Annotated in this window: 1 rRNA gene; it reads right to left on the reverse strand. The window is 35.6% G+C overall.

The annotated features are described in order from the left end of the window. Window positions 1-62: ribosomal RNA gene (locus H4J73_RS06715) — 16S ribosomal RNA — on the reverse strand; the annotation flags it as partial. Between the last annotated feature and the right edge of the window lie 199 nt (window positions 63-261).

The raw sequence follows: 261 nt of genomic DNA on the forward strand, positions 1-261 counted from the left end.
ACTTGCATGTGTTAAGCCTGCCGCCAGCGTTCAATCTGAGCCATGATCAAACTCTTCAATTAAAAAATCGTTTGTGATGCTTAGTCGAAACCAAGACATCTGCTCAATGAATTCTGTCGTGTTACCAACAACTCTTAAAAGAGAAGCAGTAACTACATAAAACGTACTAATTAATCTCCTAAGAGATAATTAATACTTAATCTGTGTGACATCATTATTAAACTGTTTTACGTCTTTTCTTGCCTCTCGTGAGAGAATTAA

The organism is Colwellia sp. MB3u-41 (assembly GCF_014076845.1).
In the GTDB taxonomy this organism is placed as follows: domain Bacteria; phylum Pseudomonadota; class Gammaproteobacteria; order Enterobacterales; family Alteromonadaceae; genus Colwellia_A.